Source organism: Sphingobacterium puteale, from assembly GCF_050986225.1.
GTDB lineage: Bacteria > Bacteroidota > Bacteroidia > Sphingobacteriales > Sphingobacteriaceae > Sphingobacterium > Sphingobacterium puteale.
This window is the reverse complement of the sequence record NZ_CP158959.1, coordinates 2,393,496-2,419,029: the sequence shown is the minus strand read 5'-3', so window position 1 is coordinate 2,419,029 and position 25,534 is coordinate 2,393,496. Positions and strand designations below refer to the sequence as shown.

At 42.8% G+C, this 25,534-nt stretch carries 19 protein-coding genes; 7 read left to right on the top strand and 12 right to left on the bottom strand.

The annotated features are described in order from the left end of the window. Positions 1–44: 44 nt before the first annotated feature. Positions 45–1,124, bottom strand: coding sequence for a Glu/Leu/Phe/Val family dehydrogenase (locus ABTV71_RS10085; protein WP_121121597.1), 1,080 nt, complete (start codon positions 1,122–1,124; stop codon positions 45–47). A gap of 181 nt (positions 1,125–1,305) precedes the next feature. Here ABTV71_RS10085 and ABTV71_RS10080 point away from each other — a divergent pair, with 181 nt between their 5' ends. Both ABTV71_RS10080 and ABTV71_RS10075 read left to right on the top strand, forming a co-directional pair. Further along, the gene (locus ABTV71_RS10080; protein WP_121121595.1) at positions 1,306–3,087 is read left to right on the top strand and encodes an ABC transporter ATP-binding protein; all 1,782 of its coding nucleotides are present in this window, start codon (positions 1,306–1,308) and stop codon (positions 3,085–3,087) included. A 133-nt stretch (positions 3,088–3,220) separates the two neighbouring features. Further along, positions 3,221–3,565: a hypothetical protein gene (locus tag ABTV71_RS10075; protein WP_121121593.1), complete on the top strand. Its 345-nt coding sequence runs from the start codon at positions 3,221–3,223 to the stop codon at positions 3,563–3,565. Between the two features lie 128 nt (positions 3,566–3,693). On the opposite strand, the gene ABTV71_RS10070 is transcribed toward ABTV71_RS10075, so the two are convergent. The 6 genes from ABTV71_RS10070 to ABTV71_RS10045 form a co-directional block, all read right to left on the bottom strand. Beyond that, positions 3,694–4,938: an MFS transporter gene (locus tag ABTV71_RS10070; protein ID WP_433903089.1), complete on the bottom strand. Its 1,245-nt coding sequence runs from the start codon at positions 4,936–4,938 to the stop codon at positions 3,694–3,696. Positions 4,939–5,244: 306 nt separating this feature from the next. Beyond that, positions 5,245–6,336, bottom strand: coding sequence for a dipeptidase (locus tag ABTV71_RS10065; protein WP_433903088.1), 1,092 nt, complete (start codon positions 6,334–6,336; stop codon positions 5,245–5,247). Between the two features lies 1 nt (position 6,337). Beyond that, complete coding sequence (locus tag ABTV71_RS10060) at positions 6,338–7,444, bottom strand: D-TA family PLP-dependent enzyme (protein ID WP_433903087.1); 1,107 nt, start codon at positions 7,442–7,444, stop codon at positions 6,338–6,340. A 10-nt stretch (positions 7,445–7,454) separates the two neighbouring features. After that, a complete protein-coding gene (locus tag ABTV71_RS10055; RefSeq protein ID WP_108632217.1) occupies positions 7,455–7,919 on the bottom strand; it encodes a RidA family protein in 465 nt (154 codons plus the stop codon). 33 nt (positions 7,920–7,952) lie between these two features. Beyond that, the gene (locus ABTV71_RS10050; protein ID WP_433903086.1) at positions 7,953–9,281 is read right to left on the bottom strand and encodes a gluconate:H+ symporter; all 1,329 of its coding nucleotides are present in this window, start codon (positions 9,279–9,281) and stop codon (positions 7,953–7,955) included. 343 nt (positions 9,282–9,624) lie between these two features. Then, positions 9,625–11,091 (bottom strand): aminoacyl-histidine dipeptidase, encoded by a 1,467-nt coding sequence (locus ABTV71_RS10045; protein ID WP_433903085.1) that lies wholly within the window; start codon positions 11,089–11,091, stop codon positions 9,625–9,627. 129 nt (positions 11,092–11,220) lie between these two features. Between ABTV71_RS10045 and ABTV71_RS10040 the strand changes: the two genes are divergently transcribed. Continuing rightward, positions 11,221–12,705, top strand: a complete 1,485-nt coding sequence (locus ABTV71_RS10040; protein ID WP_433903084.1) for a glycoside hydrolase family 130 protein — start codon at positions 11,221–11,223, stop codon at positions 12,703–12,705. On the opposite strand, the gene ABTV71_RS10035 is transcribed toward ABTV71_RS10040, so the two are convergent. Continuing rightward, positions 12,677–14,890: a glycosyltransferase family 4 protein gene (locus ABTV71_RS10035; protein ID WP_433903083.1), complete on the bottom strand. Its 2,214-nt coding sequence runs from the start codon at positions 14,888–14,890 to the stop codon at positions 12,677–12,679. The two genes, ABTV71_RS10040 and ABTV71_RS10035, sit on opposite strands and share 29 nt — an antisense overlap. Before the next feature lie 218 nt (positions 14,891–15,108). On the opposite strand from ABTV71_RS10035, the gene ABTV71_RS10030 reads away from it, so the two are divergent. Then, on the top strand, positions 15,109–15,696 hold the full coding sequence (locus ABTV71_RS10030; protein WP_121121580.1) for a sugar O-acetyltransferase: 588 nt from the start codon (positions 15,109–15,111) through the stop codon (positions 15,694–15,696). Between the two features lie 241 nt (positions 15,697–15,937). Here ABTV71_RS10030 and ABTV71_RS10025 read toward each other — a convergent pair whose 3' ends face one another. The 3 genes from ABTV71_RS10025 to ABTV71_RS10015 form a co-directional block, all read right to left on the bottom strand. Further along, entirely contained in the window at positions 15,938–16,357 is a 420-nt protein-coding gene (locus ABTV71_RS10025) for a GNAT family N-acetyltransferase (protein WP_121121578.1), read from the bottom strand. After that, positions 16,354–17,862 (bottom strand): NAD(P)H-hydrate dehydratase, encoded by a 1,509-nt coding sequence (locus ABTV71_RS10020; RefSeq protein ID WP_433903082.1) that lies wholly within the window; start codon positions 17,860–17,862, stop codon positions 16,354–16,356. The genes ABTV71_RS10025 and ABTV71_RS10020 overlap by 4 nt, the downstream gene beginning before the upstream one ends. Before the next feature lie 102 nt (positions 17,863–17,964). Then, complete coding sequence (locus ABTV71_RS10015; protein ID WP_433903081.1) at positions 17,965–21,387, bottom strand: glycosyltransferase; 3,423 nt, start codon at positions 21,385–21,387, stop codon at positions 17,965–17,967. A gap of 162 nt (positions 21,388–21,549) precedes the next feature. On the opposite strand from ABTV71_RS10015, the gene ABTV71_RS10010 reads away from it, so the two are divergent. From ABTV71_RS10010 to ABTV71_RS10000, 3 genes are all read left to right on the top strand, one after another. Continuing rightward, positions 21,550–22,386 (top strand): DUF4846 domain-containing protein, encoded by an 837-nt coding sequence (locus tag ABTV71_RS10010; protein ID WP_433903080.1) that lies wholly within the window; start codon positions 21,550–21,552, stop codon positions 22,384–22,386. Between the two features lie 258 nt (positions 22,387–22,644). Further along, positions 22,645–23,847: an NO-inducible flavohemoprotein gene (hmpA, locus tag ABTV71_RS10005; RefSeq protein ID WP_433903079.1), complete on the top strand. Its 1,203-nt coding sequence runs from the start codon at positions 22,645–22,647 to the stop codon at positions 23,845–23,847. An 88-nt stretch (positions 23,848–23,935) separates the two neighbouring features. Beyond that, positions 23,936–24,400 carry an RrF2 family transcriptional regulator gene (locus ABTV71_RS10000; RefSeq protein WP_259178104.1) on the top strand — a complete coding sequence of 155 codons (465 nt, stop codon included), beginning with the start codon at positions 23,936–23,938 and terminating at the stop codon, positions 24,398–24,400. A 623-nt stretch (positions 24,401–25,023) separates the two neighbouring features. Here the strand turns inward: ABTV71_RS10000 and ABTV71_RS09995 are convergent. After that, on the bottom strand, positions 25,024–25,251 hold the full coding sequence (locus ABTV71_RS09995; protein WP_433903078.1) for a hypothetical protein: 228 nt from the start codon (positions 25,249–25,251) through the stop codon (positions 25,024–25,026). Positions 25,252–25,534 lie beyond the last annotated feature (283 nt).

Here is a 25,534-nt window from a genome sequence, read left to right as displayed (position 1 = left end):
GATTTTTTATAAACTAATAAATAAGAACGATTTTGGGAAGAAGACTATCTCTTGATTTTTTTAATATCTTGGATACGCTTCTCCGCAATGCGATTGGCCGCTTCAAAAGTAGAGATATTCTCCTCTTTCGATTTTTTCAACACGTCCCTAGTCGCATTATATATGTTTTTGATCACAAATTCCGTGTGATCCACCCCATAATTCTGAATTTCTGAATAACAGCTGATCAACGCACCTGCATTGATTAAATAGTCCGGTGCATACAAGATACCGCGCTCATGAAGAATTGTACTTGTGGTTACCTCATCTTTCAGCTGATTATTTGCCGAACCGGCAATTATTTTACATTGCATTTTTTGCGCCGATTCCGGATTTACCGTACCGCCCAATGCACAAGGTGAATAGACATCAAACTCATGATCGAAGACTTCGTTGTATGGGATCGGTTCGGCTTTGTATTTCGCCGCCACCTTAAGCATTTTCTCCTCTGTAATGTCGCTCACATACACTCGTGCATTTTCCTCACGTAACATCGCGATCAATCGCTCTCCGACACTACCTACCCCGTGTACAATAACTTTTTTGCCTGCCACATTCTCCGATCCATACAATTCTTTCAAACAGGCTTTAATACCGAAATAAACACCTTGAGCTGCAAAAATTGATGTATCTCCAACCCCACTGCCGTGAATCGCTTTTGGCAAACCGGCAACATGTTCTGTTTCTGTATAAATATATTCTAAATCACGCTGTGTTGTACCCACATCCAAAGAAGCAATGAAATTACCGTTCAATCCCTCAATAAATTGGCCCAAACGGCGCAATAAAACCTCAGATTTGTCCAAACGGCTATTACCGATAATAACAGCACTTCCACCACCTAAGTTCAATCCGGTGATCGCGGATTTATAGGTAATGGCCTTAGATAAACGTAAAGCATCCTCAATAGCTTCTTCTGTCGTTTCGTATGGCAACATACGAACCCCTCCTATTGCCGGACCCAATGTGGTATCATGGATCGCAACAATAGCTTTTAAGCCCACTAATTCATCATTACAGAAAAATAAGTTTTGATGGCCAGACTGGCTCATCAATTCAAAAATAGAATTTTGAGATGTTGACATAAAATGTACTACTCTAATTTGTTTTAATTTTTTAAGGTACTTGATGCAAAAGTAGGAAAATTATTCGTTGTGCATAATATCTTTTTTTATCCAAGACTTAACATTTGATTTCCCAATGACAGTAATTTCATCGAAATATAAAGCAGAGTTGACGAATTAGTCCTATTTTTGTATCCATAATATGAAGGATCTCGCCTACTTAAATAAGTACTTTTATAAATACCGCTGGAAACTGGTTCCAGGGGTGATTTTTGTCATCATTTCCAATTACTTTGGGGTGCTCCCCGCTAAAGTGATTCGTGAAGCGTTTGACTTGGTACAAGAAAATATTTACCTCTACCGGCTGTTCGATGGTTTTGACAGGCAGGAACTTATTTACAAAGTATTTGGCACGAGCCTGCTATTCTTTGGATTTGTTGTCCTGCTGCTTTCTCTGCTAAGGGGCATTTTCCTATTCTTTATGCGGCAGACCATTATTCTGACTTCCCGTTATATCGAATATGATCTTAAAAATGAAATATACAATCATTATCAGGAGCTGAATTTCGGATTTTTCCGTAAAAATAATACCGGTGATCTAATGAGCCGCGCGACAGAGGATGTCAATCAGGTGCGGAACTATCTAGGACCGGCCATTATGTATGCCATTAATACCGTGGTCCTGTCTATTATGGTTATTTATGCCATGTATAGCGTTAATGGAAGATTGGCTACTTATGCATTGGCACCGATACCTGTGTTATCAGTCATCATTCTCTTTGTCAATAAAATTATCAATAAGCGCAGCTTAAAAATACAAAAACAGCTGGCAAACCTCTCTTCTTTTGTTCAGGAAACCTTTGCCGGTATCCGTGTCATCAAGACTTATACCCGGGAGCAGAACAAAATGCAGGCCTTTGAAAAGGAAAGTACAGTCTACCGCAACACAGCGCTGGATCTGGTTAAGGTACAGGCAGTTTTCTTTCCGCTTATCTTATTGCTGATCGGTCTCAGTACTGTCATCACCATCTATATCGGCGGGATTGAAGTTGCCAAGGGAACGGTCACAGCCGGAAACATTGCTGAATTTATTATCTATGTCAATCAATTGACCTTTCCGGCCATGTCTTTAGCGTGGGTGACCTCACTGGTACAACGTGCCGCGGCATCACAAAAACGGATCAATGAGTTCCTTGAAACCCAATCGCCAATTGCCAATGGGAAAATAGATAAAGAAATCGTAGGTGAAATCAAGGTAGAAAATATCTCGTTCACCTATCCCGAAACAGGCATTCAGGCCATTAAAAATATATCATTTCAGGTACCTATCGGAAAAACACTGGCTATCATCGGAAAAACTGGTTCCGGAAAATCTACGCTGGCCAACCTACTGCTACGCATGTATGATATAGACAAAGGTAATATCCAATACGATGGTATTGCATTAAAGGATCTCAACTTCAAAAATCTACGTCAGCAAATTGGCTTTGTCCCTCAGGATGTATTCTTATTTTCAGATACAATTGCCAATAACATTGGTTTCGGTCTGGATCATTTCACGCAGGAACAGATCGAACAAGCCGCTAAAGACGCTGCTGTCTATGATAATATTATCGCTTTCGAAGATGGTTTTGAAACTGCTGTTGGAGAACGCGGTATCACCCTATCGGGTGGTCAAAAACAACGTGTATCCATTGCCAGAGCGTTGGTAAAAGAACCCAATATATTGATCTTTGACGATTGCTTATCTGCTGTTGATACCAAAACCGAAGAAACCATATTACGCTCATTAAGCCGTATCATGAAGGGTAAAACCTGTATTTTCATTGCCCACCGGATTTCGACCATCAAAAATGCGGACCATATTCTTGTCATGGATCAAGGTCAGATTGTCGAGCAGGGCACTCACCTTGAATTAATGGAGAAAAGAGGTGAATATTTTGAACTTCACGAAAAACAATTGCTGGAAAGCGTCGAAGGATAGTCACAACTGCCCTAAATAATGACAGTAAATACTGCACAAAATTAAATATCCCTGAATTCAGCTAAAGAAAACAGGGATTTTCTCTTTTACATTTGCCTTATACATTTACATCACACTTTATCGTATAAGTATCATGGAGAGAAACTCAGTGCAGAGCACATCATCAAACGAAGGCAAAACAGTTGCTATTATTTCCTATTTAACCCTCATCGGTCTGATTGCAGCCATCATCATGAACAATAAGGAAAAGACTTCTTTAGGTCAGTTCCACATCAGACAGAGTATCGGTATTACCGTTACAGGAATGGCATTAGGTCTATTGCGCTTTATCCCAGGTATCGGTGGAATAATGATGAATGTTGTCGGTATAATCTTGCTTATCGCTCTTATATTGGGTTTAATTGCGGCATTCTCGGGCGAGAAAAAAGCCCTTCCTCTTATTGGCGAAAAATATCAGCAATGGTTTGATATGGTTTAATCAGATCTTATTTAGCCCCTATTTCAGAAAAAAGGCTGTTCAAAAAACTGGAATGAACTTCAAAAGCAAGATAAATACTTTTGAAGGCCAATTAAACTTTTGAGCAGCCTTTTTATTACTTTGCCAGATCACTTTATATCTCCTGCTGTCTGTACCATTTTTTCTTCTTTGAAAAAAACAGCGAACAGGAGCAGACAGAAAAATGAAATTCCAGCCGGTATAAACCATAGGTATTCCCAGAATTGTTCGGCATAAGCCACTTTGAGATAATCTGAAACTCCACCGGCAACCCAGAACCCGATCAGCATCCCTACTCCATACATGGCAATCGTGATCAGCCCCTGTGCCGAAGCTTTATATTTTTCACCAGCAATCCGATCGGTATAGATCTGTCCGACGACAAACATAAAATCATAACATATTCCATGCAAAACAATACCTAGGATAAGCAAAAAGGCTTTTTCCTGTCCATCCCCAAAAGCAAAGAACAGATACCGCAATGCCCATGCGGCAATGCCCAATAAAATCATTTTCTTATAGCCCAAACGTCTAAAGAAAAATGGAATCAACAGCAAACAGATCGCTTCTGAAAACTGCCCCAATGCCATTTTTGCGGTTGGATTTGCCATACCGACATTGACCAAAAAGGGGTTGGCATTTTGGTAATAAAACGAAATTGGAATACAGATCACGATGGCCGTAACAAAAAAGATTAAGAAACTCTTTTGTTTTAACAGCCCCAGTGCATCCAGCCCGATAGCTTTTCCAAAATCAAATTTTTCATCTTTTACCCTTATCTGTGGTGGAGTTTTAGGAAGGAACAAGCTGAATAGCGCCAAAAGCACAGAACAGACAGCGCCCATAATAAAGGTATTGTGCAATGCTCCCCGGCTTATTGCCCCGGGACTATCCCAGCGGAATAGATAGCTGATCACAAGACCTGAACAGATCCAGCCGATTGTTCCCCATACCCGGACTCCCGGAAAATACTTTTTAGCATCCGCGATATGTCGAAAAGCAATACCGTTGGAAAGGGAAAGTGACGACATATAGGCCATAAAATAAACAAAGACGTAGGGATAAAAACGGCTGGCATCTGGCGCCTGAGACAACCCATAGAGCAACGCCGCACCCAGCAGATGTAAAGCTGAGAGCACACGTTCTGCATTAAAATAACGGTCTGCGACAAAACCAACAAAAAAAGGAGCAAATACCGCACCTAGGGACTGCGTAGAAAATATATTGGCTACCTCCATTCCTGATGCATTTAGCGACTTGATCAGGTAGGTACCTAAAGTAACAAACCAGGCTCCTTTGATAAAATATTCCAAAAACATCATCAGGGATAACTGGAGGCGTAAGGTAAGCGTCATAACGGTTTAGAATTGTTTCTGTACGAATATATCATTTATTTCGAAGACATATCTATTGGGTAAGCGGGCCCTTTTGTAACGATCTGCTTACTGTAATCTGATTTTATCTGCCCTATAGGCCTAACCTTGAAGTGACTTTCCAGAAGACTACTACCCCCTAAAGGTCTAAATCTGAGTTTTTAACGATCATGACCTTAATCGTCATTGAAGATAACTATAGTATGCTAAGCATCTCAACAAAACCATTGATATCATGAACTGCTATTACCCAAGGAGGATTTTCTGCTATTCTGATAAGACTTTCCGTTATTCCGGTAAGGCATCCCGCATAAAATTCAACCAGTTCTGGCTGGCGATTTTTTCAAGATCAGCGTTGCCGTAGCCGCGTCGTTTCAATATTCCAAAAACCTTTTGGATATCAGCAATGGTCTCCAGATCGTAAGGACACTGTTCCCGACCAAAGGCTCCATCCAAATCACTCCCTACCCCGACATGATTGACATTGCCCGCCAATTGACAGATATGGTCGATATTATCGGCCATGATTTCCATCGAACAATTGGTAGATTTGGGATCAGATATACCACGTACCCAGTTGGGCACCATCATCCAGGCATCTAAAGCAACGCCGATAACGGCTCCCTTCTCCACCAGAATCTTGATCATCTCATCGCTAAACTGTCGGTTGTGATCCACAAACTTCCGACAATTGTTGTGGCTGGCCCAGATTGCGCCATTGTATCGTCCCATCGCATCCCAAAAAGCATCGTCATTAAGATGTGTTGCATCCAAGATCATCCCCAATCGTTCCATTTCCTGCAATAACTGTACACCTTTCGCATTCAGTTTACCGGAGGAATCGGTTCCATTGGCATATCTCCCTGGCCCATAATGTGCCGGGCCGATCGCCCGCAAACCATAATTGTAGGCAACTTCCACATGACTGATATCCACCAAAGAATCGGCACCCTCTAGGCTCAGCAGATAACCGATGGGTTTAATTGAATGATCAGTTACCTTGGACCACACAGCACGATGCTGCTCCAAATCGCTCTTTGTTTTGATCATTTTCATGTGTCCGTCAGCCTCCATGGTCTTGTACCAAGCCAATTGCCCCTGTGTCTGCGCCCAGGCCTGCTCTGCTGAGTACCACCCCGGCAAAGTGCTGTCCGGACGGACAAACCGTGCAATCTGCGTGGCTACAACGATACCGATATTTCCTTTGCGTAGCTCTTCAAAAGTAACCGTAGCTTTTGCCCGGTCGGGCTTATCTTCCATCCCTTGCTCCCTTCGGTTCAATTCCTGAATGGGTAGCCGGAGATCTCTATTCCACTCCATGGCATTCATGCTCAAGTCTAAGTGAGCATCAACCACAAAAGGCATTTCAAATTCGTACATATCAATAATTTATCTTTTTACCTCGTGCAAGCACCTTCCAGACCTGATCAGCGGTTCCTTTATCAATTACCTGCACTTCGTCATAACAAGCGACTGTCGGACAGATGTGCCGTGGCACACAATACAGCTCATCGCCAATCTTAAAATCGGTACTGTCCCGCACCTCAACAACAAGGTGCTCCTCACTCTGCATTTTGATCGTTCCGATCCGCTGATCAAAAAATTTGACACGGGGCTGCGGCGATTCACTTGCCACAGACTTGTAACCCAGATCCAGACACAGATGCTTATGATCCACGATGGAAACAACACGTGTCAGCAATACAGCAGCTACCAGAAAGTCCTGTTCGGCATAATTTTCGGCATAACCAAAATCCCAGAACACAAAGGTGCCGGGACTGCATTCCACATCGTCACGTTCGGCATGGAACGGAAAACTGGGTGATCCACCGATCACCTTTGTCAACGGTGTAGAAGTAGAACCCTGCGCCATCAGATAAGCCATTTCGAGTACACGATATGCCTGCTGACTTTGTTGTTCACGAACTTGGTGATCCTTATCATGAATATGTCCATCATAGCCATGTACCCCCATCAAATGAATGCCATCCAGTAACTGAATATCAAGCACAAGACGCTCCATTTGGGCGATAGAAGCCCCGGTACGCCCCATACCAACATTAACATCGATGTAAATTGCAAGAGGCCTGCCATTTTGCAGTCCTCGCGCTGATAGCTCATGCGCTGAATCGGCATTGTCTACCAGACAGGCATAATCTGTATTGGGAAATGCTTCGATCAAATGCAGCAAACGGTCAATCTTTGGTCCCACTGGCTGATAAGCCAATAAAACGTCCTTCGCTCCGACCATACCAAGAAGTTCGGCTTCAGCGATAGTCGCACATTTGAATTTGCTGATCCCGCTGTCCAACAATAACTGACAGACCTCCCTACATTTGTTGGTTTTGATGTGTGGCCGTAAACGGCCAGCATCCACATTAACAAATTTCAGTGCCCTTTCTATATTCCGAACAATACGATCAGGATATACCAGCAGTGCCGGGGAATCTATCTGATCCACATTTTGTACCCGATACCAATTTTCCATGATCCACCGGTTAATATAACTCAAATAGTGCTTCTATCTCAACAGGAATATTATCTGGTAGGGAGCCAAATCCGACCGCACTACGTGTACCGATTCCATTTTCCTCGCCCCATACCGCAGCAAACAACTCACTACAGCCATTGATTACCCCGGGATGATACAGAAAATCGGAGGTACAGTTGACCATACCCAATACCTTAATAACTCGCTTAATTTTATTCAACGAGCCCAAATTAGTTTTGATTGTCGATAACATGGTCAATCCCACTTGTCTAGCCGCAAGTTTTCCATCCTCGGGGCTGATATCGCTACCAATCCGTCCGATAATCAGCGAAGCGTCATCCTGTACCGGCCCATGTCCAGAAAGATAAAGATACTTGCCATCGATAACGTAGGGTTTATATACACCTTTAGGTGCTGGTGCCGGAGGTAATGTCAAACCTAATTTCTCAAATTGTTCATCTGCGTTGTACATCGTGAATGATTTTAAAGTTTAAAAATATAATAGCTAATATAAAATTATTTGCAATAGCAAAACAGCAACCAGTCCGACGATGGAAACAATGGCTTCCATAATCGACCAGGAGAATAAAGTGTCCTTGACGCTCAGGCCAAAATACTCCTTAAACAGCCAGAAGCCCGCATCATTGACATGGGAAAACATGAGACTTCCAGCCCCGATTGCCAATACCATCAGATTGGGGTCAACCTTGCCTGCTGTAACAATGGGTAATAAAACTCCAGCAGCTGTCAGTGCGGCAACTGTTGCTGACCCCACACAACCTCTGATGACAGCAGTAATTAACCATGCTAATAGCAAGGGTGAAATAGGAAGTTGCTGTAAGGTATTGGCCAACAAAAGGCTCACACCACTATCCTCCATGACCTGTTTGAAAACTCCAGATCCGGCAATAATCAATAAGATCATCGCAATATCCTTGACTGCTGACTCATAGATCGACATGACTTTGACCATGGAACGGCCAAGTTTCGATCCCAGTAAGTAGGTGGCCAAAGCGATTGCAATGACCATGACCACTGTTGTGCTGCCGATAAATTTCAACCAGCGCTGTACGTTGGCATCATCGGTATGGTATATATAAGGTATAAGGGTAAATAAGATAATCAATAGAACGGGTAGCAAGGCAACGACCAAACTGGTACCAACCGCAGGCTGCTTGTACACCTGTTGATCGACTGTTTTTTCCTGCTGGAAGATTGATTCTTGACTCGGGAGCATATTCCGCAGGCGTCGGCCGAAAATAGGTCCTCCTAATACAATCGCCGGAAAAGTGATCAAAAGACCATAAATCAATGTCAGCCCCATATCCGCATGAAAAAGTGCGACCAGCGCAACTGGTGATGGATGGGGAGGAATAAATCCATGGGTAACCGATAATGCGGCCAGCATGGGCAGCCCAATATATACGGCCGGAAGCTTGTATCGATAAGAAATCGAAAAAATCAGCGGTACCAGCAGCACGAAACCAACCCCGTAAAACAACGGAATCCCAACAACAAAACCGGTCAGCATTAGGCCCCACTGCAAGTACTTCTCCCCCATCAGCCGAACCATCTGCACAGCGATGATTTCAGCAGCGCCACTTTCGGCGACGATCTTGCCCAACATGGCGCCCAGCACGATAATCAAGGTCAGGCTCCCCATAACGCCCGCGATTCCTTTTTCAACAGTACCTACCAGCTGATCCGGTGCAATACCCAAACACAGTCCGCTGAGAATAGAAACCAATAAAAACGAAAGAAACGCATTAATCTTAAAATAAGTAATGCATAGAATGAGCAAACAAATGCTGATTACAATGAGGATTATGGTCATTATATCAATATTAGGTCCACCCCTCAATAGAGAGGTTTAATAAAATTTTGGTCTAGTAAATCATTTTTTCATCCTGAAAATACAATTATTTTTCGTTTTCTACAAGGAAAGTGAAAAATAATTGAAAATCCCACGATATATGACGATAATATACGTGGTAAGTTTGTTTGATTCTTTTAGATGCGTACATCCTGTTGTTATTAACCTTTTTCGGATAATGAAATAAGCAACCTAAAAGCGAATGGGAAATAAACAGCATAAAAATACCCCCAAAATTGGCTAAACTTTGGGGGCTGGTATATTGTTAGTATACGCTGCTCTTGCTGCGAAGTAGAGCAGCGGCTTACTTACGTGGAATCTCTCTTAATATTTCGAGCACAAAGCTCCAATATTTCTGAACAGAAGATATGGAAGCGCGTTCTGCCGGTGAGTGCGCCCCCAATATCGTTGGACCAAAAGAAATCATATCCATACCGGGATAATTGGTTCCCAATATACCACATTCCAATCCAGCGTGACAGGCCACAACTTCTGGAGCCTCCCCGTGTTGTTTTGTATAAATGGATTTAAGCACCTCTAAAATTTCAGAATTTGGATTGGGTGCCCATCCCGGATAATTTCCGGAGAATGCCACATCAAAGCCTCCTAATTCAAAGGCTGCCTGCAATGAATAGGCTAGATCAAACTTGGACGTTTCAACCGAAGAACGGGTCAAACATTTAATAGCCATCTGCCCATCCCCCACCTCAACTTTAGCTATATTGTTGGAAGTTTCAACAAGATCCTCAAAATCTGCACTCACCCGATAGACACCATTCAATGCCGCATATACGCAATTGATTAAATTCTCCTGTACGCGAACAGGAACAACTGTCGTATGAACTGCATCACTTGGCTGCACTATGATTTCCATTAGGGGTTCGGTCGTTGCAAATTCAAATTTGATGTCCTGCGCCAATTGTGTCAGTTCTGCAATGAATGCCGGCGATTTGTCTTTATTTATGACAACTTTGGCCACGCTTTCTCTTGGGATCGCATTGCGAAGGCTGCCGCCCAATAACGATGCAATACGTAATCCATAGCGTTCATTGGCCTTAAACAAAAGACGGTTCATCACTTTATTGGCATTCGCAAAGCCCTTATGGATATCCATACCTGAATGTCCGCCATGCAATCCTTTTACCGTAAGTTCAAAAGATATGGCGTCTGAAGGACAGGCTTCTGCGATATAGGATTGTGTTGCCGTAACATCAATACCGCCAGCACAACCAATGTCGATCTCATTGTCATTTTCAGTATCAAGGTTCAATAGGATCTCGCCTGACAACACACCACCTTTTAATCCCAAAGCCCCAGTCATTCCAGTCTCTTCATCAATGGTAAACAAAGCTTCAATCGCTGGATGAACAATTGTTGTAGACTCTAAAATAGACATGATCGTAGCCACCCCCAGCCCATTATCCGCTCCCAAAGTAGTTCCTTCGGCTTTTACCCAGTCACCATCGACATACATTTTAATACCCTCATTGTCAAAGTCAAAAATGGTATCGTTATTCTTTTGGTGGACCATATCCAAGTGCGATTGCAACACCACAGTTTTGCGATCTTCCATTCCCGCACTTGCAGGTTTCTTGATCAGCACATTCCCTATTTCGTCCACGCTGGTCGCCAATCCCAGTGATTTTCCAAAATCTACCATGAACGAAATGACACGTTCCTCTTTTTTCGAGGCCCGCGGAACAGTGTTCAGGGCAGCAAAATTTTGCCAAATTGCTTTTGGTTCTAATGTATCTAAACTATTTTCAGCCATATCTAAAAATTTGTATCGGGCAAAGTTACTCCATTTTTACAATATATGCTCGCTTTAACCGATGCTTATAAAAACAAAAACCATTTGTTGATAGTTCTTACAACAGTGTAAAACATCAAAAACACCGACATGTACAAACCCGTAAAAGTAGAGCGAAAAAACATTTATTTCAAACCGGACAAGAAAAGAGTACTGGCAAGATTCTTTTTCCTGGGCGATGAACGTACGATCAAAATCATTAAACGCACGCTAGAGCTGAGCGAATCCGAGCGCAAAGAGGTTTTTGGTCAGGTTCTCCGGAGCTACACAAAAAGACATCGTAGCATTATCAACATTTTTGAACGTAATTTTGAACGTGTCAGCCATTTACTGGAGAAAGTTTCTTTTCCGAAAGATAAACTCAGCCAATTGGACAAGCTTTTGATCGGTTCATATTTTACGATGGAGTACTCCATTGAATCGGCAGCTCTTTTTAATCCCTCCATCGTAGAGCACCCAGATCAGACCGAACTCTTTAAAGGTGAAAAACGTGTGATACTGAGCTTTAGGGCCACAGGTGAAGGCCATGTATCTTCGATTGTTTTTCGTGCCGGCACCCTTGACCTGGACAATAATATCCATATAGATTATATCGGTAATTTGTTGGACAAACCAATTCAGGTCAAAAACCATCGTTACCATAAGGAATCATTCTTAAAAAAGATGAATGAGCTCCATGCTGAACCCACAGAGGTGAAAACGAAACTTGAGCAAAAATTAACCCCTACCTTTACCTATGAAGAACTCAAACGCTATATTGATGAGGTCAGACGGGATAGCGAAGAAAATCTCGAAAACATCACCTTTTTACAACAGGCACTATGGCTGGCCTCATCCCATTATGAAATGACATTTTCACTGGACACCTCCATTTCTGAACGGGTCATCTTCCCGATTGCGGATACAGAGAAAAGAGGCATCGAGGACGCCCGTTTTGTACAGTTTAAGGATGAAAAAGGAGAAAGCATCTACTATGCGACCTACACAGCGTACGACGGATTCAGCATACTCCCCAAGCTTTTGACCACCAAAGATTTCTACCATTTCAAGGTAAAACCGATCTATGGGGAGATTGCCAATAAAGGGGCGGCACTCTTCCCCCGAAAAATCAACGGCAGGTATGCGATGCTGTGCCGTATTGATGGTGAAAACAACTATATCGCCTATTCCAATAACATCAATATCTGGCAGGAAACGGCGATTAGGATCCAGCAACCTGAATATGCCTACGAATATGTGCAGATAGGCAATTGCGGATCACCGATAGAGACCAAGTACGGCTGGCTGATCCTGACACATGCGGTCGGCCCGATGCGCGAGTATGTCCTCGGCGCAGCCTTACTGGACCTGGACAACCCGCATGTGGAAATAGGCCGTCTTCACAGTCCTTTGATGACTCCCAATGACGAGGAGCGTGAAGGCTACGTCCCTAATGTCATTTATTCCTGTGGTGCACTGGTTCACAATGAACAGCTGATTTTGCCCTACGCGATGTCTGACTATGCATCCACCTATGCGACGATCAATCTGGAGGACTTGCTGCTTGCTATTTTGAATCCTGAGCGCTATCAATAAAAGCACCGTAAACGATAATATAGGCAAGATAGAAACAGAGGATGCTTTCGGCGCCCTGGTTTCTATTGATTCCATAAGATTCAAGGCCATCGCAGCAGCCTTTGGTTTCTTCATCGTAAAGTCCGAGTTTTAAGTCATTCTCGCCTAAAAACCAGCGGAACGAAGCGATCATACGGGCAAAATAGACCTTTTTGTTGGTCAGACGAAATGCTTCGCGGTACATAAACACCATTGCCGTGACATCAAGCGGCTGCTGACCGAATTTGCTGATGTGTTTCCCCTGTTTTGCCCAGTCCTGATTTCCGACCAGCGAAAGAGCGCCATTCTGAACGGTAATGCTCTCCAGAAATGTCAGGGTCGATAAGCCCAATTGTTTAACGGCCTCATCGTTAAGAAATGGATAGGCTGTCAGTAAAGCATAAGGCAAAATAGCATTATCATAGGCCAGTACCGCCTCAAACCATTGCCAATTGTCATCCGAACTTGCCTCATATTCCCGTATCAACTTACTGACCAGTTCTCGCATCAATTCGATCATGACTTCGTCATTCGACTGATGATGCAAATACTCGGCGATACCGAGTATGGTATAGGCAATGGCACGATTGGACCGCAGCTGACGAAAATTTGGCACGGATCTAAAAAACAGTTCATGCCCCAACTGATAATAGCTTGTCAGCTTTGTTTCCCGGAGCAGTACACCTAAAGCCCAGATCGTTCGGCCAAAAGAATCCTCTGATCCGACTTCATCGAGAAAATTATGCTGAAAGCTCATGAAATTATGAAACAGCCCGTCTTGTCGCTGATGATAGTAGATGTAACTCAGATAAGTGGAGATACGACGGTCTAGTTTTTTGTCTGAAAAGTCACGCTGTGCCAATAAAGTAACCAGTAGTGCACGCGCATTATCATCCAAGCAATACCCCTCTTTATAATTAGGCAATGAATAGGTCGCATGCTGCAAAATACCGACCTGATTGGTCAAGCGATCAATATGTTTCCAGCTGAACTTAGGCATTTCATCTTTAGAAAATGTGACATTTTCTTTGAAACCATCCTGTGAAGGCACCACTTTATCCAAAAGCCGGGTATAGCGAAGCCCGATATTTCGCCAGGTCATCTCCTTACCAAAGTTTCGGGCGTTGTCGCGCAGGGTCATACGGTATTCCTGATTGCTAAATAATGCTGTCAAAGTCCTCGCCATCTGGGCAGGATTTTTAAACTCTACCAGTACGCCACGGCCATCAGCCAACAGCTCTTTGGCATGCCAATAGGGCGTAGACACCACTGCAGCCCCCGCCCCTATGGCATAGGATAGTGTTCCGCTTGTGATTTGCGCTTCGTTGACATAAGGAGTCACATACACATCACAGGCCGACAGGTAGGTAACAAGGTCCGACTGGCTGACAAAAGAATTGACAAATTGCACATGTTCTCCCAACTTATATGTGTCTATCAAGCTCTTGAGATAATCACGGTATTCTTCTCCGGAATGGGCCAGTACATTGGGGTGCGTCTTCCCAACGATCAAATACAAAAGATCAGGTTCGTCTTTAACCACCTCGGCAAGAGACTCAATCACGGTTTCAATTCCCTTATTCCGTCCTATGAATCCGAAAGTCAATAAAATCTTTTTGCCTGAAAGCCCTATCTGCGCTTTAGCTTCTTCCTGACTAAGGCAAAATTCGGGTACCCCATGGTGGATGAGCCTCACTTTCGCGGTATTGACACGATAGACGGATTTCAACAATGTAATCGCGTAATTGCTCATGACAACAACGATGGAAGCACGTTTAACCAATTCTATCAAAATCGCTTTCTCGTCAACATTCGGTTTCTCCAGAATGGTATGAAAATTTACCAACAGCGGAATATGAAGCGCATTAATGAGCGAAAGAATATACATACCGCTATTTCCTCCGAAAATACCATATTCGTGTTCAAGTACGACGCAGTCGTAACCATTGTCGTTGATGTAGTTGGCAGCTTCGATGTAGGAAAGCTGATGGTACTGGTCAATAGTAAAAACCACTTCACTTGGATAAAGATAATCTCGATCAGCAACGGCAATAACGTGCTGGGTCAGATCCTGATTGTGTAGGGCCACTGCATGCAGCAGATCCGAAGTGAAGGTTGCGATACCGCATTCTTTGGGTAAATAGGTACTGATATAAGCGATTTTCATTGAAATGATTGTTTTGAATAAAAGCCTTCCGTGAAGGCAATAGCATTCTGTGTGTTCCATTATCTAAATGCTTCTCAGCAGCAAATTGTTTGTAAAGAATATATTATTTCATCCAGAAAGAATAAATTCAGCCCATAAACGACAGTTTAATTTTAACTGTCCATGTAGTGCCTAAAAAACTTCCCGTATATTTGCGCCAGATCAAAAATATTGACTGAATGAAATCACCCAAGGAGAAAATGATTGCGGGCATACCCTATATCGATACGGATGGACAACTATTTAAAGAAAGGCAATTTGCAAAAGAAGAGCTCAAACGTTTCAATGACTCCGAACCCAAACAGATCAAATTCAGAAAGCAGATCATTCAAAAGCTATTTAAAACAACAGGTAGCCGTTTCTTTCTGGAACCACCATTCCGTTGCGATTATGGCTATAACATCTCCATTGGTGAGAACTTTTACAGCAATTACAACTGCACCATTTTGGACGGTGCACCCGTGACAATTGGTGCAAATGTACTGTTCGGGCCAAACGTCAGTCTTTTTACCGCAGGTCATCCGATTTATTTTGAAACAAGAAATCAGGGCTGGGAATTTTCGGCCCCCATTGTCATTGAAGATAATGTATGGATCGGCGGGCAGGTCGTTGTTAACCCCGGAGTACGTATCGGAAGAAATTCGGTGATTGGCTCAGGTTCTGTGGTTACAAAAGATATCCCTGCTGATGTCATTGCGGCAGGAAATCCATGTCGCGTCATCCGGCCGATTACAGCCGCAGACCGTATTGATTATGCAAGCATTTAGACAGCATAAAGATGTCATTTACTATCAAAACAAGGGCATCATGTACCTGATGAACGTTGTTTTTACATACTTCGCCATACGCAACAGACATGACTTGCCTTATTGTCTCATGCCACCGCAAACAATAAAAACCTAAGGCAATTCAAAAAATCTGGTTTTATGCCCACTCAGTCTATTATTCAACACGAAGGAGAGTTCAAGAACTAGCCCAATCGTGACAGGAATTCCCCATTCATGCATCTCACGGAGATATAATATCCTCTTTTATATTGTATATGAACCGGTCTGGCATACCTGATTCTTTCATTAGAACAAATGCATTTTGTATCCAAAAATGCTGCTGCTGCGAAGTCGTCCGAACAAAGAGACTACGACCTTCAACTATTTTAACAAATTGTAGCGCATAACGAAGTAACGCACTACCTGCTCCCTGTTTTCTAAAATCGGGGTGAACGGCAAAATAAAGAATTTCATAGTCCTCTTCCGAGCGCTGCAAAGTAAGTACCCCCACAACTTCATCGCCATTGTAAGCCGCAAAATGCGAGGCTTCAAAATCTCCGTCAAGCATGACCTCTGACAGTTGCCCTTTGGCACTGAATACTTCCTTTCGGAGCTTCCAGGTGCGGGCCGCAAATACCTGTTCGATATACCAATCTGTCATCGCTGTATTTCGAGTTCTAAAAAAGCTGCTGGAAGATAACTAATAATGTCTGAAGGCAATAAGGAATAAACGCCAATTGACGGTACCGCAATATCGGCTGCCCTTCCATGAAGGTATACTCCCATAATCAGTGCTTCCCGGGAAGAATAGCCCTGACCGATCAAAGCCGTCAATATCCCAGTCAAGATATCTCCGCTGCCACCCGTAGCCATTCCGACATTGCCGGTACTATTGAAATAAATTACTCCCTCAGGTGTTACCAGCGCACTGTTGGCCCCTTTGATCAAAACGTACAACTGGTATTGTGCTGCAAAAGCCTTCACCTTATCCATCTTTTGAAAGTCATTCTGCCAAGCCCCCAGTAATCGACTTAATTCTTTAGGATGTGGAGTCAATATACTTTGTTTCGGAACGAACTGCCATAGTTCGGGTTGTTGCGCCAAGATATTCAATGCGTCAGCATCTAATACCAAGGGGGTATCAAGACCCTGCGCGATAAACATCTTAAAAGCATCAATCGTAGATTGGGCTGTCCCCATACCAATGCCGATACCGATGGATTGAAAACTATGCACATCGGGAAACTGTGTAATCAGATCGTCGTCGGGATCAGTAATTACCATAGTTTCGGGGACGGCGGTCTGGATACTTGTATAGCCACAGGATGGTATATAAGCAGAAGCTAAACCACAGCCCGCGCGCAAAGCAGCCTTTAAGGCCAATTGTACAGCGCCCATCTTGCCCCTACTCCCACCGACGATCAGACTATGTCCGAAGGTTCCTTTGTGATCAAATTTATTTCGTTTCCGATAGAACGACCTGAGCAAAGCTGAATCGACATAGTGAAAAGCAGTATCAACCTGATCAAAGGCCGTTGGGCTCAGCCCAATATCCAATACATGAAACGCTTTGACCCGAAATCTATTCTCAGGCATTAACAGAGCCAATTTAGGGGACTGAAACGTATACACCAGATCTGCCTCCACCACGGGTGAATCTTTGGGTGTAGTTTCGTCACTTAAAAGACCTGAAGGTATATCTATTGCATAAACAGGTCCACTAAAGCCATTAATGGCTGCGATGAGATTCCGCCAGTCTTCATTCAACGGGTATTTCAATCCGTAACCAAATAGACAATCTAACACAATTGCCTCTCCAGGAATATGAATCTGAGTTTTGGTACTAATTTTTCGGATAAGATGAGCAGGCAAGCGATTTTGGTTTGCTAAGTTATCTGCCGAATAATCCGGCGTATCAATTAAATAGACGCGGACCTCAGCTTGCTGTTGATCCAGAAGCCTGGCCAGTACCAATCCATCGCCACCATTATTGCCTTTACCACAAAAAATACAAAAGGAATGCTGTTCCAATCTTGGATACTGCTGCTTGATTGCTTCAAAAACAGCGGTCGCTGCCTGCTCCATCAAGTCAAGGCTACTGATCCCCTTATCATGCATTGTTTGTTTATCTACCCAGCTCATCTGGGATGCCGAAAGTATTTTCATTCTTATTTTCCTTTTTTTAACGAATCATGACCTGCCTGACGATAAAAACAGATTCTCTGATCTAAATTACTTAGAAAATGGGTTACCACCAAGATATAGCCGCTATTGGCTAACCGTTACCTCCCGCACTCCCCCAGTTCGCTTCAATGTACCCCAGGTATTCAACTCACCTTTAATGGCTTTTCTGACCGATTTGAATAGCACAAAATACATCAGTTGTCGCCAGAAAAAACGCTGCGGAAACAGGTAGATCAAATTTTTCATTCTCTCACCTTCCATCCGAAAAGCAATCCCAGCAAAGAAAATATCCACGAATACAAATAAAAAATAATAAAACATGACCTGACCAAAACCATTATGCAGGGAGAGCAAACCGGCTAACCCTGTCCAGCTGATTCCATTGACTTCGCTCAGCGAAAACAAGCCGCTAACCAAAGAAAACAGCATAAATAAATCTGCCAATGGCGCAAATAAGGGCAGGATAATCTGAAAAATCAAGATATTGGGCATACCGACCATACCGAAATAGCCGTATTTGGGATTTAACAAGGTATCTTTATTTTTCCAGAAGCTCTGCAGCACGCCGAAACTCCAACGGAAGCGTTGCTTGAAAAGCATTTTTACCGTATCGGGTGCTTCGGTGAATGCAACAGCCTCTGCGGAGTTGCGTACGGTATAACCAGCCTTCAGTATACGCATGGTCAGATCACAATCTTCGGCCAATGTATCTGTTGTAAACCCACCGACTTCCAAAATGACGGACCGCCGAAAAGCACCGATTGCGCCGGGAACGACCGAAATCATATTGAGCAGATCAAAAGCCCTTCTATCCATATTCTGGGAAGTAATATATTCGATAGATTGCCAATGGGTCAGCATATTGTGTACATTACCAACTTTCACACTACCGGCAACCGCAGCAACCTGATCTTTATTGAAATACTTCATCAACATCCGCAAAGCGTCAGTCTTCAACTGCGTATCTGCATCTATACAGATTACAAAAGCCGCATCGGACTGTTGGATACCATAATTGAGCGCCGAGGCTTTACCGCCGTTGAGTTTTGTAAACAACCTGACCTTTGGGTGGTCGCCATAGACCTTACTCACAATTTCGAAGGTTTTATCTTTGGATCCGTCATCGACAAAAATCAGTTCATAGGCTGGGTAATCGAGATGAAGCAGGCTTTTGATTGTCGCCAAAACGGTCACCTCCTCGTTATAGGCAGGGATAATAATACTGACCTTTTCCTGGGAATCCGATATCAATTCCGATTGTTCCCTCCTATTTTTTCTTTTTTGTCGTATAGCCAGATAGGCTATCATGACTGTACGAAAGATTGCCAATACAATCGCTATTGAGAAAATCAGGTTAAGAAAGATATTTCCGTAAAACAGTGTGCCTAAAAAAAGCCGATTGGATGATCCGCTGAACCCCGAATCCGATGCATTTTGCACGGGCGGCATTAACTCATCGCGTTTCTTGCCCATAAGGTCTCCGATCGTCGCAAATTTATAACCATGCGCTTTGAAATAATGAATAATACGGGGTAGTGCCTCAATAGTAGCCTCCCGATTACCGCCAGCATCATGCAGCAGGATAATATTACCATTGTCACGTTGTTTTACAACTTCATTATAAATTTCATCCGCAGTACGACCGGGAAGCCAGTCATTGGGATCAATATACTCACCAACATTAATATAGTTTTCCTTTCGGCTCTGGGCGACCGGAAGAATTTCAGCGACAGTCTGCGGTTCGGCATCAGCATTAAACGGTGCACGGAACAGAATCGTGCTATGCCCGGTAATACATTCTATGATCTTCCGGGTTGCATTTAACTCAAATTTGACCCGATTGGGACCTATTGTTGACATATCGGGATGGAAAAAAGTATGGTTCCCAAGCTCATGCCCCTGCTGATACTCTTTACGTACCAGATCCATATTTTTTTCGGCCATAACCCCCACAAGAAAAAATGCTGCCGGAACATGCTCTCTTTTTAAAATATCCAAAACCTCGGGAGTATATGTAGGATCGGGGCCATCATCAAAAGTTAATACGACGGTGTTGTCCCTTTCGCCAAAACGCTTAATCACATAATTACTCGGCGTCTTAACATACTGTTGATCCTCAATCAAACCATTAGCCGGATTGTATGCAAATTTTACCAATCCGGGCTCGGGGCTATTCACCAAATCCAGAATCTCACCATCACCGATATATTGTATCCCCCCGACCTTGATTTTGCTTATTTTTTCAAAATCAAAAGGCTCCCTGGCCAAATGATCATGATCCAAAGATCTCGAGATAAAGGACCATAAACGGGCATCTTCACTTCCCAACCGCCAAAGTGCTATACCAGCCAATCCCCAATCGTCAGCTTTACGGATCAAATTAAAGTAGGTTGCAGCATCTGTGAAATAGACATCATGGCGCATGCCGTTGCCATCCCTGTAACTAAAATTAAGATTCGCTGACTCCCGATCGAACCGAATGTTCGCATTGTAATTATGTGCCAGGATAACCGCATTGTCATAGGTCAGCGTCTTGCCCACTTTTCCAGCTGGCCAATCGTATCCATAACAGGCCAACGCCAAAATCACTTTATCTGCATCCACCTTACTGCACAGCTCATCCAGGTTCTTTTCGACCCAAGCCTGGTGGGAAATCGCGCCGGCATTGCTCTCGATAGTATGCTGATCATAGGCCATTAAAATGATGTAATCATTGTATTTTTGAAGCGAAATAGGGTCATAATCATTATTTTCGGGTGAAATATCCTGTGACACTAGCAAACCTTCGCTATGAAAAACCTGATAGATTCGCGCCATAAAATCGTTTAAAGGTTTACGGTCATCCAGTTGAAGGTTTTCAAAGTCGATATTGATGCCTGAAAAACCATTCCGCTTTATTTTGATTAAAATATCATCAATAAAGCGTTGCTGTTTTGCTGGATCTGACAGTATTGTCCGTACAGTCTGTCCGTCAAAGTCATTGCCGCTGAAATTGGAAATTTGGGCAATTGCTTTCCGTTTATATTGATGGATCGCATTCAGGGCAGCGGTATCGGCTTTATCGACAATGGTATCCTGACCGGGCACCGTAAAAAAGGACTCTATGGCCACCATATCTAGATGTCCTATGTTTCGCCTGAGGTCTGACAAAGATTGCTGACGAACCTCATTGGACCAGGAACTCACATAAAAGCCGATGTTAATCCTATTTTTATTGCCAAGATGCTTCATATGTTTCAGCTCCCGGTCGCGTTTGATCTTTTCAAGTTCCGATCTGACGACTGTAAACTCCTTAAACTGTTTCGAGTTTTTCAACTTTGCGGTAGACTTTGCCGTCAAAGGTGCATTTGTATTGATTGTTGGAAATGGAGGTACCTGGATCTTGCCCAGGGTATAGACAACACATATGATGGCTACGATCATTCCAATGACTAGTGCCCTGCTCATCCATGAAAAAGCGTACCAACGCTTTTTGCTCGACGTCTGAAAAATCTGTTTTTCTGACATAAAATATTGCGATTAATTTGGCTAAGCTACATCAGAAAATGATCCAAAACATTCATCCTCAGCTTAAAAATTCCTTAATTTCACAAGACTCCTCAACCTGGACACTCTGCCGAATTTTGACTATCTTAGTAAGATCGGTAACACTGACTTAAAAACTCTGATATGACAACAACATACCTGCTATTATCCATCCTTTCCTTACAAGCTCTTATCGGCTGCGGACAGTCTAATTCAGCAGTATCCCAACCGAAATCCAAAGACCTAACTGTGGAGACCAGCAATCCTGACGGGAGACAATTTATTGATCCAAAGGGAATGACTGTCAAATCAAGAATCTTATTGCCTGCAGGTTTTGAAAGACTCAGCTACACGTCAAAAGATTTCGGTAGTTTTCTCGAAAACCTTCCATTATACCCCATTGATCATGAGGTACGTTATTATAACGGAAAAATTAAGCCCCGAAACAATATCTATAATAGCGTTATAAAACTCGATATCGGCAAACGCGATCTGCACCAATGCGCCGACGCGGTCATGCGATTACGGGCAGATTACCTCTACCAGCAAAAGAGATATCAGGACATTAGCTTCAATTTTCTCTCCGATGGCAAACCACGCACCTATACAGATTATGCCAAAGGAGACTATTCGTATCCAAAATATTGGAAGTATATGGAGTATATTTTTGCCTATGCCAACACGGCTTCCTTGCACGATGAGCTTCCTAATGTAAAATCGTCCACAACTGTCAAAATCGGTGACACTTTCGTACAGAAAGGCTCCCCCATTGGCCATGCGATTATCGTCGTTGACCTTGCTAAAAATAAGGAAGGCAAAACAATTGTACTACTCGCCCAAAGCTATATGCCTGCGCAGGAAATACAGCTATTGAACAATTGGAACAATGCAGCGTTAAGCCCTTGGTACGATATTGACAAAAATGTGATCAATACCCCAGAATGGACTTTTTATGCCCGTAACCTGAAAACCTGGAAATAGTGTCATCATCCTGAAAATACTTTCGGCAATTCTTGAACAATATAACCGAATTACAGTCTACGTAGTTATATGATTTTTTGGGTAAATTAAATAAAAGATATTTTTGTCTTTTATTTAATTTTACTATTTTTGCTTACGATAGTCATTTGCAAATGTACCCTATCAAGGAGTATTAACAGCCTCTAAAAGAGGTAAAATCACATTTCATTCCTTTTTTTTATCAAAATAAAAGACAAAAAGGTATTTAAATATTTTATTATGATTACCGAAACACAGAAAGATTTAATCAAAGGCACTATACCTGTTTTGAAGGAGCACGGTGTTGCGTTAACCAGTCATTTTTACAAACGCATGTTTACACACAATCCTGAGCTCAGGCATATATTCAATATGGGGAATCAGCAAAATGCAAAACAGCAAACGGCATTGGCCACCGCTGTATTGGCGTATGCGGAGCATATTGATAATCCCAGTGTACTATTACCCGCTGTCAAACACATCGGACAAAAACACAGTAGTCTCAATATTCGTCCTGAACATTATCAGATTGTTGGCAAGCACCTATTGGCTTCCATCCAGGAGGTATTGGGCGATGCTGCTACAGATGAGCTTATTGAGGCATGGAAAGTTGCCTACTTTCAATTGGCCGACCTGATGATCGGTATCGAAAAGGAGATGTACGACCAAATGATCCAAAACGAAGGTGGCTGGACAGGTTGGAAACCTTTTAACATCGTTAAAATCGTTTCGGAGACCGAAGAAATCCAATCGATTTATTTAGCACCGACTGATGGCGGTCAACTTCCAAAACATACTGCCGGCCAATATGTAAGTGTACGTGTGTATCTACCTGAGCTTCACCTCTACCAGCCGCGGCAATACAGCCTATCTGACGCCAGTAATGGTGAGTACCTTCGTATCTCTGTTAAAAAAGAAACTCCCATGGGAAAACCCGAAGGCATGGTCAGCAACTACTTACACCAATACTTTCAGGAGGGAAAACAGCTGGAATTGACAGCACCTACGGGCTCCTTCAACCTGATTGAGAACGGGCATCCGCATGTGTTTATCAGTGGCGGAGTCGGCCAGACTCCGTTGATGGCCATGCTGGAACAGCTTATCAAGACAAAGGGACAAAATCCAGTGACATGGATTCATGGCTGTAGAAATAGCGATTTACACGCATTTAAAGACAGACTCAGGACACTTGAGGTACAACATGAGCATATCAGATGCTTCTCGTTTTACGATGAACTCCAGGAAAGCAACAGTGGTAATCTCCCGGGCTGGGTAGATCTGGCTAAAATCCATCCAGATCATCTGCCACAAAATGCCAATTACTACTTGTGCGGCCCCTCGGGTTTTATAGAAAAACACTTTCAATATCTGACTGACCAAGGTATCCAAACCGAGCATATTCATTTTGAAGAGTTTGGACCAGCCTCCCTACAGCTCAACTAGGCAGCAGTGATAGCCATCCGTAAATTTTCCATGGATTGCGGATGGCTATTCTTGATTTTGTACCTTTGTGAAAAAGCAAGAATAGATTATGGGTATTTTTTCCAAAACATGTGAATATGGTCTTCGGGCAGTTTTTTTTATCGCACAGAGTTCACAAGAAAACAAACGTGTCGGCATAAAGGAAATCGCCGAAAATATCCATTCTCCTGAGGCCTTTCTCGGAAAAATCTTGCAAAATTTAAGCCGCGCCGGTATTATTCGTTCCATGAAAGGGCCTGGTGGCGGGTTCTATCTGGATGCATCCGATATGTCTACCCCTTTATCAGATGTGGTTAAAGCAATTGATGGGGAGAACCTTTTTGTGGGTTGCGGAATGGGGCTGGAGTTCTGCTCCGAACAATATCCCTGTCCGCTACATCATGAGTTTAAAAGTATTCGCAATAGCCTATCGGAGATGCTTCAAAAAACGACTGTCGGCCAATTCAACGATGACCTCATTAAAGGAAAAATACTGCTGACAAAATCCAAAATTACGCCAGACCAGGACAACTAAAGCGCCACTCAAAAGTGGACGATATAGGTCCAAAATAACATATTTTTCGCCCTATTATGGATGCCTTCCCAGGATTCCAATTGTTGCTGCAGTCTTTCAATTGCTATCTCTATTGAGATTTTCTATTATGAACAAAAAAAACAAATAAACCTCATAATTATATTGAAATAAAACAACTTAAACAAAATAAAAACACCAATAAACCAGTACCCTATCTCTTGTAGCTATAACAGCAGGTACTGATGCCGTCTCTCCCGAAAAAGAACAGCTATAAAGAATTCCTTCACACCATTACCTACCCCAATACCGTCTGCATTAAATAGCTGTAAACGATACATTAATCAAGAATAAGTCCGTGGATGAGTAGGTCTTTTTGCGAAAAAATGCTAAAATAGCAGGGTTTAAAAGCACATTTCTTATGGGTTAAAACCACATAGGCCATGCGCATTATTGGTCAAAATTGTCTTCTACCAGAGTTTTCACTCCTTGCCACCAAATTTATCAAAATAAATTATATTATTATTTAAAATAGAATACTTTACAAAATTCACATAAATAAAAAAATAATATAGAAAACACAGAAAAAACTAGGGTTTTCAACTAAAAAAGGTGTGGATAAAATTCTATCCACACCTTTTTTCTTCAATACAACAGCCTTCCCTGCATCCATTCAATCTAAAAATATCATTCTTCAAATGCTGTATATTTCTGTTACACTCTGCTTGCTTGCTTGCTTGCTTGCTTGCTTGCTTGCTTGCTTGCTTGCTTGCTTGCTTGCTTGCTTGCTTGCTTGCTTGCTTGCTTGCTTGCTTGCTTGCTTGCTTCAGACAAAACACCTTTCCAACTTCCAAACGAAGGGAATAAACGATCACTAGCAGCTATCAGCCAGCATGCGTCACAGCCACCCTTTATTTAACCACATTTTTAAGCGATACAAGCCCTTTGCAGGCAACAAGAGCAGCCAGACATGGCTCAAGCTAAAAGATGTCTTAAAAACCTTAAAAAACGGGTATACTCCAATCAGCTAGCACAGAGCAAACGTTCATTAGCAGCTATCCGTCAGCATGCATCAAAGCCGCCCTTTATTTAACCACATTTTTAAGCGACATGAGCCATTTACAGACAGCAAGAGCA

Excerpts from the sequence above, each read along its gene's own strand:
- ABTV71_RS10085 (WP_121121597.1), bottom strand. The coding sequence starts at position 1,124 with ATGTCAACATCTCAAAATTCTATTTTTGAATTGATGAGCCAGTCTGGC.
- ABTV71_RS10080 (WP_121121595.1), top strand. The coding sequence starts at position 1,306 with ATGAAGGATCTCGCCTACTTAAATAAGTACTTTTATAAATACCGCTGG.
- ABTV71_RS10075 (WP_121121593.1), top strand. The coding sequence starts at position 3,221 with ATGGAGAGAAACTCAGTGCAGAGCACATCATCAAACGAAGGCAAAACA.
- ABTV71_RS10070 (WP_433903089.1), bottom strand. The coding sequence starts at position 4,938 with ATGACGCTTACCTTACGCCTCCAGTTATCCCTGATGATGTTTTTGGAA.
- ABTV71_RS10065 (WP_433903088.1), bottom strand. The coding sequence starts at position 6,336 with ATGTACGAATTTGAAATGCCTTTTGTGGTTGATGCTCACTTAGACTTG.
- ABTV71_RS10060 (WP_433903087.1), bottom strand. The coding sequence starts at position 7,444 with ATGGAAAATTGGTATCGGGTACAAAATGTGGATCAGATAGATTCCCCG.
- ABTV71_RS10055 (WP_108632217.1), bottom strand. The coding sequence starts at position 7,919 with ATGTACAACGCAGATGAACAATTTGAGAAATTAGGTTTGACATTACCT.
- ABTV71_RS10050 (WP_433903086.1), bottom strand. The coding sequence starts at position 9,281 with ATGACCATAATCCTCATTGTAATCAGCATTTGTTTGCTCATTCTATGC.
- ABTV71_RS10045 (WP_433903085.1), bottom strand. The coding sequence starts at position 11,091 with ATGGCTGAAAATAGTTTAGATACATTAGAACCAAAAGCAATTTGGCAA.
- ABTV71_RS10040 (WP_433903084.1), top strand. The coding sequence starts at position 11,221 with ATGTACAAACCCGTAAAAGTAGAGCGAAAAAACATTTATTTCAAACCG.
- ABTV71_RS10035 (WP_433903083.1), bottom strand. The coding sequence starts at position 14,890 with ATGAAAATCGCTTATATCAGTACCTATTTACCCAAAGAATGCGGTATC.
- ABTV71_RS10030 (WP_121121580.1), top strand. The coding sequence starts at position 15,109 with ATGAAATCACCCAAGGAGAAAATGATTGCGGGCATACCCTATATCGAT.
- ABTV71_RS10025 (WP_121121578.1), bottom strand. The coding sequence starts at position 16,357 with ATGACAGATTGGTATATCGAACAGGTATTTGCGGCCCGCACCTGGAAG.
- ABTV71_RS10020 (WP_433903082.1), bottom strand. The coding sequence starts at position 17,862 with ATGAAAATACTTTCGGCATCCCAGATGAGCTGGGTAGATAAACAAACA.
- ABTV71_RS10015 (WP_433903081.1), bottom strand. The coding sequence starts at position 21,387 with ATGTCAGAAAAACAGATTTTTCAGACGTCGAGCAAAAAGCGTTGGTAC.
- ABTV71_RS10010 (WP_433903080.1), top strand. The coding sequence starts at position 21,550 with ATGACAACAACATACCTGCTATTATCCATCCTTTCCTTACAAGCTCTT.
- hmpA (WP_433903079.1), top strand. The coding sequence starts at position 22,645 with ATGATTACCGAAACACAGAAAGATTTAATCAAAGGCACTATACCTGTT.
- ABTV71_RS10000 (WP_259178104.1), top strand. The coding sequence starts at position 23,936 with ATGGGTATTTTTTCCAAAACATGTGAATATGGTCTTCGGGCAGTTTTT.